6 protein-coding genes are annotated in these 8,357 nt (G+C 67.7%); 2 read left to right on the top strand and 4 right to left on the bottom strand.

Translation table 11 applies throughout. The annotated features are described in order from the left end of the window. Positions 1-7 precede the first annotated feature (7 nt). Positions 8-2,236, top strand: coding sequence for an MMPL family transporter (locus ACNQS7_RS04125; protein ID WP_418011545.1), 2,229 nt, complete (start codon positions 8-10; stop codon positions 2,234-2,236). Between the two features lie 128 nt (positions 2,237-2,364). Next, entirely contained in the window at positions 2,365-4,293 is a 1,929-nt protein-coding gene (locus ACNQS7_RS04120) for a serine/threonine-protein kinase (RefSeq protein WP_418011544.1), read from the top strand. Positions 4,294-4,311: 18 nt separating this feature from the next. On the opposite strand, the gene ACNQS7_RS04115 is transcribed toward ACNQS7_RS04120, so the two are convergent. From ACNQS7_RS04115 to ACNQS7_RS04100, 4 genes are all read right to left on the bottom strand, one after another. After that, positions 4,312-4,758 carry a pyridoxamine 5'-phosphate oxidase family protein gene (locus tag ACNQS7_RS04115; protein WP_418011543.1) on the bottom strand — a complete coding sequence of 149 codons (447 nt, stop codon included), beginning with the start codon at positions 4,756-4,758 and terminating at the stop codon, positions 4,312-4,314. A 79-nt stretch (positions 4,759-4,837) separates the two neighbouring features. Beyond that, complete coding sequence (locus ACNQS7_RS04110; protein ID WP_418011542.1) at positions 4,838-5,497, bottom strand: VIT1/CCC1 transporter family protein; 660 nt, start codon at positions 5,495-5,497, stop codon at positions 4,838-4,840. Between the two features lie 132 nt (positions 5,498-5,629). Beyond that, positions 5,630-6,895: an APC family permease gene (locus ACNQS7_RS04105; protein WP_418011541.1), complete on the bottom strand. Its 1,266-nt coding sequence runs from the start codon at positions 6,893-6,895 to the stop codon at positions 5,630-5,632. Between the two features lie 9 nt (positions 6,896-6,904). Then, positions 6,905-8,341 carry a WS/DGAT/MGAT family O-acyltransferase gene (locus ACNQS7_RS04100; RefSeq protein WP_418011540.1) on the bottom strand — a complete coding sequence of 479 codons (1,437 nt, stop codon included), beginning with the start codon at positions 8,339-8,341 and terminating at the stop codon, positions 6,905-6,907. Positions 8,342-8,357: the final 16 nt, after the last annotated feature.

The following is an 8,357-nucleotide window of genomic DNA, read 5'->3' as shown; positions in this document are numbered from 1 at the left end:
GATCACCGTGCTGTACCGGATCAGTCTGCTGGCCATCGCGTTCCCGCGACGGGTCATCTCTGTGGCCCTGCTGGTGCTGGTCGGCGCCGCGATCTTCGGTGTCCCAGTGGTCAGGCAACTTTCGGGCGGGGGCGGGCTCGACCCCGGCGCGGAATCATCCAAAGCCACCGAGCTGCTGTCCCGCAAATTCGACCAGGGTGACACGACCCTGGTGATCGCCGTGACCTCTCCGGACGGCGCGAACTCGGCTCGGGCCAAGGCGGTCGGCACCGATCTCGTTCGGCGGCTGAAGAACTCGCCGGATGTGCGCGAAGTGCAGTCGGGCTGGACCGCACCACCGGAAGCGGCGCCGGCATTCTTCAGCAAGGACGCCAAGACGGGCCTGATCGTGGCCGCCATCGGCGGCGGTGAGAACAGAGCACAGCAGAACGCCATGCGACTGTCCGACGAACTCGTCCATGACCGCGACGGGGTCACGGTGCGGGCCGGCGGCGACGCCGCCGTCTCCTGGCAGGTGAACGCCCAGACCCAAAAAGACCTTTTTCTGATGGAATCCGTCGCGCTGCCGCTGAGCTTTGTCGTGCTGGTCTGGGTGTTCGGCGGACTGGTCGCCGCGGCGCTGCCGGTGGCGGTCGGTGTCTTCGCGATCCTGGGCTCACTCGCCTGCCTGCGCACCATCGCACTGTTCACCAACGTGTCGATTTTCGCCTTGAACCTTTCGGTCGCGATGGGCATGGCGCTGGCGGTGGACTACACGCTGCTGATCCTCAACCGGTTTCGGGATGAGCTGGCGGCGGGCCAGACCCGGAACGATGCGCTGGTCCGCACCATGGCCACCGCCGGGCGCACCGTGCTGTTCTCGGCGATGACGGTGGCGTTGTCCATGTCGACGATGGTGCTCTTCCCGCCGTACTTCCTGAAATCCTTCGCCTATGCCGGATCTGCGGTGGTGGCGTTTGCCGCGGCGGCAGCGATCATCGTGACGCCGGCGGCGATCGTGCTGCTGGATCGCCGTCTGGATTCCGGGGATGTGCGCCCGTTGCTGCGCCGAATCTTCTGGGGCAGCGCCGGCCGAAGCCGATCCCGGCAGCAGCGAACCTGGTATGACTGGGCCAAATCGGTGATGCGCCACGCGCTGCCCATCGGCCTCGCTGTCGTCGCTGTGCTGTTGCTGCTCGGCTCACCGTTTCACCGTGCGCGGTGGGGCTTCGCGGACGACCGGATCCTGCCCACCTCAGCCTCGGCCCGCCAGGTGGGAGACTTGTTGCGCAACGACTTCCCGAACCGGGGAGTGCCCGACATCACCGTCGTGTTGCCGGACGCTGCCAATCTCAGTGCAGCCGAACTCGATTCGTATGCCGCCGCGCTGTCGCAGGTGCCCGAGGTGGAGTGGGTCGCCTGGCTGGGCGGCACGTTCGTCGACGGCAGACGGTTCGGTCCACCCTCGGCCCCCTACGGGATCAGGGACGGCAGCGCCTTTCTGACCGTCGGCACCGCCGCGCCGCTGTACACCATCGCCTCAACCACCCAGCTGGACCGGCTGCACGCCGTCCCTACTCCGAAGGGCAGACCCGCCTGGCTCACCGGTGTGGCACAGAGTAATCGGGACAGTGTGCACGCCATCGCATCCCGGCTGCCGGTGGTGCTGGCGTTGATCGCCGCGATCACCCTGGTGCTGGTATTCCTGTTGACCGGAAGCGCGGTGTTGCCCGTCAAAGCACTGTTGATGAACACGCTGTCGCTGACCGCCGCGTTCGGTGCCCTGGTGTGGGTATTCCAGGAGGGCCATCTGGGCGGGCTGGGCACGGCGGCCACCGGCACCCTGGGTGTCGAGTTGCCAGTTCTGTTGTTCTGCATCGCTTTTGGCCTGTCCATGGACTACGAAGTGTTCCTGATATCGCGGATCCGGGAGTACTGGCTGGCATCGGAACAGGGGCCGGGCGCCAACGACGAGAGCGTCGCGCTCGGGCTGGCGCACACAGCGCGGGTGATCACCGCCGCAGCGCTGATCATGACGATCTCTTTTTCCGCCCTGATGGCCGCGCAGGTGTCCTTCATGCGGCTGTTCGGATTCGGCTTGACCGTGGCGGTGGTCGCCGACGCCACTCTGGTCCGCATGTTGCTGGTGCCGGCGTTCATGCATGTGATGGGCCGGTTCAACTGGTGGGCACCGAAGCCCATGGCCCGCTTGCACGAGCGGGTCGGGCTGAGCGAGGAACTCCCAACCACTCGTTGAGGCGGTTGCGCCGCAAGAATTTCGCAAGAATTGCGACAAGATGCGGCAAGCGTTGCGGGGCAGGGTATGTATGCCGGCCCATCGGGCGGCCCCGGCAGGGTTGACCGCAACGCAGAAGGAAAGACACCGTGGACACCACTCATCCGCTGACGCTGACGACCGGACAGCTGTTCGCCGGATTCCGGATCATCCGGGTGCTCGGCGCCGGGGGAATGGGCACCGTATACCTGGCGGCGCACCCGCGACTGCCGCGCGAGAATGCCCTGAAAGTGCTGCCGGCGCAGTGGAGCGCCGACCCGGTGTACCGCGCGCGCTTCGAGCGCGAAGCCGAGTTGGCCGCGAATCTCTCGCACCCGCACATCGTCCAGGTCCACGATCGCGGTGAGCACGACGGTCAGTTCTGGCTCTCGATGGACTACGTGCCCGGGACGGACGCGGCCCGCCTGCTGCGCGAAAGATTCTCCGGCGGAATGCCGTTGGACGAGGTGGTGAAAATCATCGGCGCGGTCGCGTCGGCGCTGGACCACGCCCACCAGCGGGGGCTGCTGCACCGGGACGTCAAACCTGCCAACATCCTGCTCAAGGATGACGGCCCCCAACAGCGAGACGTTTTGCTCGCCGACTTCGGCATCGCGCGGCGCATCGACGACGTGGGCGGACTCACCTCCACGAACATGACAGTAGGGACGGTGAACTACTCCGCCCCCGAGCAGCTTCGCGGTGACCCGGTCGATGCGCGCGCCGATCAGTACGCGCTGGCCTGCACCGCGTTTCATCTGCTGACCGGCGCACCACCCTTCGACGACGCCAATTCCGCGGTGGTGATCGGTCGGCATGTAGGCGCGCCACCGCCCTCGATCGGGGCGCTGCGTCCCGAGTTGGCCGGGCTGGACTGGGTTTTCGCCACCGCGATGGCGAAGGAACCGGCCCACCGATTCGGCACTTGCCGGGAATTCGCCGACCATCTGGCCGGGCAACCGGCCCCGGCGTTCGCCTATGCAGGCGAGATCCCGGAAGGCTCGGTCCTGCAGTACCCGACGCACCCCTCGCTCAGCGCGACGCTGCCGGCTCTGCCACGAGTCACCGACGGGCGCGCCCGACGCACCCGGGTGCTCGTCGCCGCCCTGTTCTGCATCGCACTGCTTATCGGCGGCGGCATCATCGCGGGAGAAAAATTGATTTCCCACTACCGCTCGGGCGCGGCCGCCAAGACTCCGGTTGCCCTGCCTACCACCACCACTCCCACACCCAATACGGGGCCGTTCACCGGGTCGTTTCAGGTGGAGTACGGCGTGGTGACCGGCGTGGACGGCCAGCGTGCTGAGAAGCCGGTGCCGCCGACCAGCGAAACATGGTCGGTGCGATCGGTATGCGGTACCGCCGGATGCGTGGCAACCGCGTCACGGTACGGCGGTGAAACCATGCAGGTGCCGGAGATCGTGTTCGACCAGGTGGATGGGACGTGGGTGGCAGTCAGCGTCGGCTCGACCAACTGCGGTGACGCCGTAGGTGAAGTGTGGGAGACGTTCACGCTGCGGGCCCGGCCGGATGGCACGCTGGCCGGTGAAGCGACTCAGACCATGGCCAAGGGTTGCGCGAACAAGCGGACGGTAACTTTCACCCGCACCGGAGACGCCGACGTGAACAGCCTGCCGGATCCGGCCGCATTGCCCCCGCGGAAGACGTCACCGGCGGCGGCCCTGCACGGCCAGTACCACCAATTCTCGATCCAGCCGAATGGATTCAAAGATCAGAACGATCTTGCTGCCCGGACCGACTGCCTGCGCGCCGGTGATCGGTGCGTGACCCTGCTGCATACAGCGCCGGCCACCGCCATGGTGTTGATTTACGCCGACGGAACCTGGAACTATGACCGGGAATTCGACGGCACTTGTGGGCGGGGCCGCGCCACGCATGTGAGAATCGTTGTGCCCTTTGCCCTTCCGCAGCCGCCACAAGACCCGATCACGACGCTGAGCGGAAATGGCCACGAAGACCTCACGGGCGGTTGCCCCAGTACCGACGTCCAGGTGACCCTTACCCGCACCGGCGACTGAGGCGGCGGGTTATCGGGTTCAGGAAGTCGTCGCGATGTGCTGACGTGCCCGTGGGCTGAAGTGGAAGCGCCGGCCGGTCACCGATTCCGGAATCACCCGGACATAGTGCGATTTCTCTGAATCCGTCCAGGGCAGCAGGTGCGCGCGCTCGGCCTCGGCGATGTCGTCGTCGCTGCGCACAGAACGCGCGGTGCCCTTGACGATCACGCTCCAGCCCTCGGCGATGTTGTGGTCGTCCACCTCGAACACGACGTTGTTGTTGATCGCGGTGCTGACCAGTTTGGTCCCGCCGGCGGTCCGGAACAGGATGGTCTTGCGCTGTACGACGTAGTTCACCGGAAAGATCTCAGGGCGCCCGTCGACGGCAGTCACCAACCGGCCCAACGTCATACTCGCCAGCAGCTGCCAGCATTCGTGTGCGGACAGGATGGTGGCGCCGACGTGGTCCTCGCTCTGGTGCGTCATGACCTCAGACTATTGAATGAGGACCCCCCGGCGCGCCTGCCAAAGGTCCTCTTCTGGCGGTGACCAAAAGCCGTACGGCTCAGGTGACTGCGGTCCCGAAGAGGTGGCCGACCCCGTAGGTGAACGCCAGACCCGCGGCACCGCCTATGGTCACGCGCAGCACCGCGCGGCGCACGCTGCTGCCGCCGATCCGGGCACTCAGGGCACCCGCGACAGCCAACGCGACCAACACCGCGACAAACGTCACGGGCACCCGCCAGGCCGCCGGGGGCAGGAGAATCGCCGCAAGCGGAAGCAACGCTCCGCCGATGAAGGAACCGGCCGAGGCCGCCGCGGCGTGCCACGGGTTGGTCAGTTCCTCCGGATTGATCTGCAACTCGGCTTCAGCGTGCGCGGCGAACGCGTCATGGGCGGTCAGTTCCTTCGCCACCGTCACGGCGGTCGTCGGCGAAAGACCCTTGGCCTGGTAGATGGCGGTGAGCTCAGCCAATTCCGCCTCGGGCGTGTCGCGCAGTTCGTGACGTTCCTTGTGCAACAGGGCCTGTTCACTGTCGCGCTGACTGGACACCGAAACGTACTCGCCCAGCGCCATCGACACCGCGCCGGCCACCAGACCCGCCAGTCCGGCGGTGAAGATCGGGCCGCGTGCGGCGGTGGCTCCGGCGACGCCGACCACGATGCCGGCGACAGAGACCACCCCGTCGTTGGCGCCGAGCACCGCGGCCCGCAGCCAGTTCAACCTGCCGGACGCACCTTCGCGGTGTGGCTCGGACGGATGATGTCCTCGTTGATCCCCACGTCGGCTCTGTTGTTCGTCAACCACGGGGTAAAGCCAACAGCACCGGCGCGAGTACCGCCAGCAAGCCCAGGCTCACCAATCCCGTCGCAACAGGCGCCGCACCCAGAACACCACGGCGCCCAACGCGAGGAAAGCGGCACCCGCGATCACCGATGTCACCGGCAGGGCGAAGGCCACCACAATGCAGCCCAGCGCCCCGAACACCGGAACGACCTTGGGCAGAGCGCCCTCCTGTGGCCGCAGCGTGAAGGCGGATGCGTTGGCGATCGCGTAGTAGGCCAGCACAGCGAACGACGAGAATCCGATCGCGCCACGCAGATCGACCGCGGCGGCCAGTGCGGCGGCCACCACTCCGACCGCGATCTCGGCGCGATGCGGCACCGCGAACCGCGGATGCACCGCGTCGAGCTGGTGCGGAAGATGGTGGTCGCGTGCCATCGCCAAGGCGGTCCGTGACACCCCCAACAGCAGCGACAGCAGGGAACCGAGCGCCGCGAGCACCGCACCGACAGCGACGACCGGCACCAGCCAGCTCGCGCCCGCCACCCGCACCGCATCGACCAGGGGCGTGGCAGTCGAGGCGACCCGTCGCGGCCCGAGCACTGTCAGCACGGCGACCGCCACGGCGGCGTACACCACCAGCGTGATCGCCAGCGCGATCAGAATGGCGCGCGGGATGGTTCGGGCCGGGTCACGAACCTCCTCGCCCAGGGTGGCGATGCGGGCGTAGCCGGCGAACGCGAAGAACAGCAGCCCCGCCGACTGCAGCACGCCACCTGCCGAAATGCCGTGCAGCGTAGTGAGATTCGCGACAAGATCAGGCGGTCCGGATCCGAACGCGGCGAAGATGACGGCCATCAGCACGAGTAACACCGTCGCGACGATGCTCCGCGCCAGCCACGTCGACTTCTGCACGCCGAGGTAGTTGACGACGGTGAGGGCCAGCACCGAGATCACCGCGACCGCGTGTGCGTGGGCGGGCCAGGCGTACGTCCCGACGGTGAGAGCCATCGCCGCGCACGAGGCGGTCTTGCCGACGACGAAGCCCCAGCCCGCAAGATATCCCCAGAACTCGCCCAACCGCTCGCGGCCGTAGACGTAGGTTCCGCCCGACGCGGGATACAACGCCGCCAACCGCGCCGACGAACTCGCGTTGCAGTACGCCAGCACACCGGCCGCCGCCAGGCCGATCAACAAGCCGGCCCCGGCAGCCCGCGCCGCGGGCGCCAGCGCCGCGAAGATGCCGGCGCCGATCATGGAGCTCAGGCCGATCACCACCGCGTCGCCGACACCGAGGCTGCGTCGCAGCCGATTCGAAGGCCGGCCGTCGCTCGTCACCCGGCCACGCTATCCCGCCGCGGCGAGCAACTCCTCGAAGGCGTTGTCCATGCAGTGGGCGTAGTGGGCGGGATCGGGCAGCGCGTCGCGGTCCGCGGTGGCGCTGATCGACAGAATCCCGTTGTAGCTGGCCACGACATGGCACAGGTTCAAGCCGCCGATCAGCGGGCCGAGGCCGGCGGCGCGCAGCAGCCGGGCACCGCGGAAGAAGATCGGAGCCGGCGGACCCGGGACGTTGGTGACGGTCGTATTGGCGACGGTGGGCCCCGAGAAAGGAAGCACGCTGGCGGCCTTGGCGGTGACCCCGAGCAGGGCCGTCGGCAGGGTCGCCACCAGTTCCAGCATCTGCGTCCTGGTCGTCTGCTCGGCTTCCGAGCGGCTCTGCGCGGTCGACTCGGCAATAGCGGTCAGCCGTTCGAGCGGATCGGCGATGTCGGTCGCCAGCGTCTGGAGCCGGCCGGCCAGCATGTTCCCTTTGCCGCTGGTATCGCCGGACTCGCGCAGGGAGATCGGGCACGCCGCGACGAGCGACTCCTCGGGAAGCTCGTCGTGCCCGGCCAGGTACCGGCGAAGGGCGCCACCGACGTAGGCGAGGGCCACGTCGTTGACGGTCGCGCCGGGCACCCGCGCCTTGATCTTCTTGAAGTCGGCGAGATCGTGGAACCGGGCTTCGAAGACGCGATGCGGCGACGCCGTCTCGTTGAAGCGGGTCCTCGGTGCAAACGTGGGCCGGGCACCGTCGGCGACTCTGCTCACCAGGCCACTGGCCAGTTTGCCGGGCAGTCCGGCCAGTCCGCGGACCAGTTGCGGAGCACTCGACAGCACGACTTTGCCGGCCCGCACCGGGTACAGCGCCGCATTGACCGCCGTTCGGGACAGCAGGTCTGACGTCGAGGGCAGCGGGGCCGGGCGCCAGGGCCGGTCCGGGCCCGGCGGGCGTGGGCTGTCGGCGGCCAGGTCGTGCAAGGCCGCGATCATCTGGACGCTGGCCATCCCGTCCACTGCGCAGTGGTGCAGTTTCAGCGCCATGGCAAACGAGCCCGCGGGAACGCCGGGCACGGCGTTGAGCCCCTCGATGACCGTGATCTCCCACGGCGGACGGCGCAGATCGATCTGCCGGGCGTGCAGCCGGGCGACCTGGATGCACAGCTGCCGCCAGTCTCCTGGCTGTGGCAGCCCGATATGGCGCACGTGATATTCGAGGTCGAAGTTCGGGTCCTCCACCCAGTACGGCATGTGCAGGCCGCCCGGAAGCTCGGTCAGCCGCCGGCGGAAGACATCGGCCAGATGCAGCCTGGCGTCCAGTTCCTCCAAGATGCCCTTGAACGTCACCTTTCCGCCCGGTGCGGTGGACGGGTCGTAGATCAACAGCATTTGAATCTGCAACGGTGTGGCTGGGCCTTCGGCCCGCAGCATCATGTCGTCACTCCAACTCAACTGCTGCACGTCAAGCCCCCTTCGC

It is taken from the genome of Mycobacterium sp. 23, assembly GCF_048287075.1.
Taxonomy (GTDB): Bacteria; Actinomycetota; Actinomycetes; order Mycobacteriales; family Mycobacteriaceae; genus Mycobacterium; species Mycobacterium gordonae_B.
Note: the sequence above shows the minus strand (reverse complement) of the source record. Positions and strands in the feature narration are given on the sequence as shown.

Excerpts from the sequence above, each read along its gene's own strand:
- ACNQS7_RS04115 (WP_418011543.1), bottom strand. The coding sequence starts at position 4,758 with ATGACGCACCAGAGCGAGGACCACGTCGGCGCCACCATCCTGTCCGCA.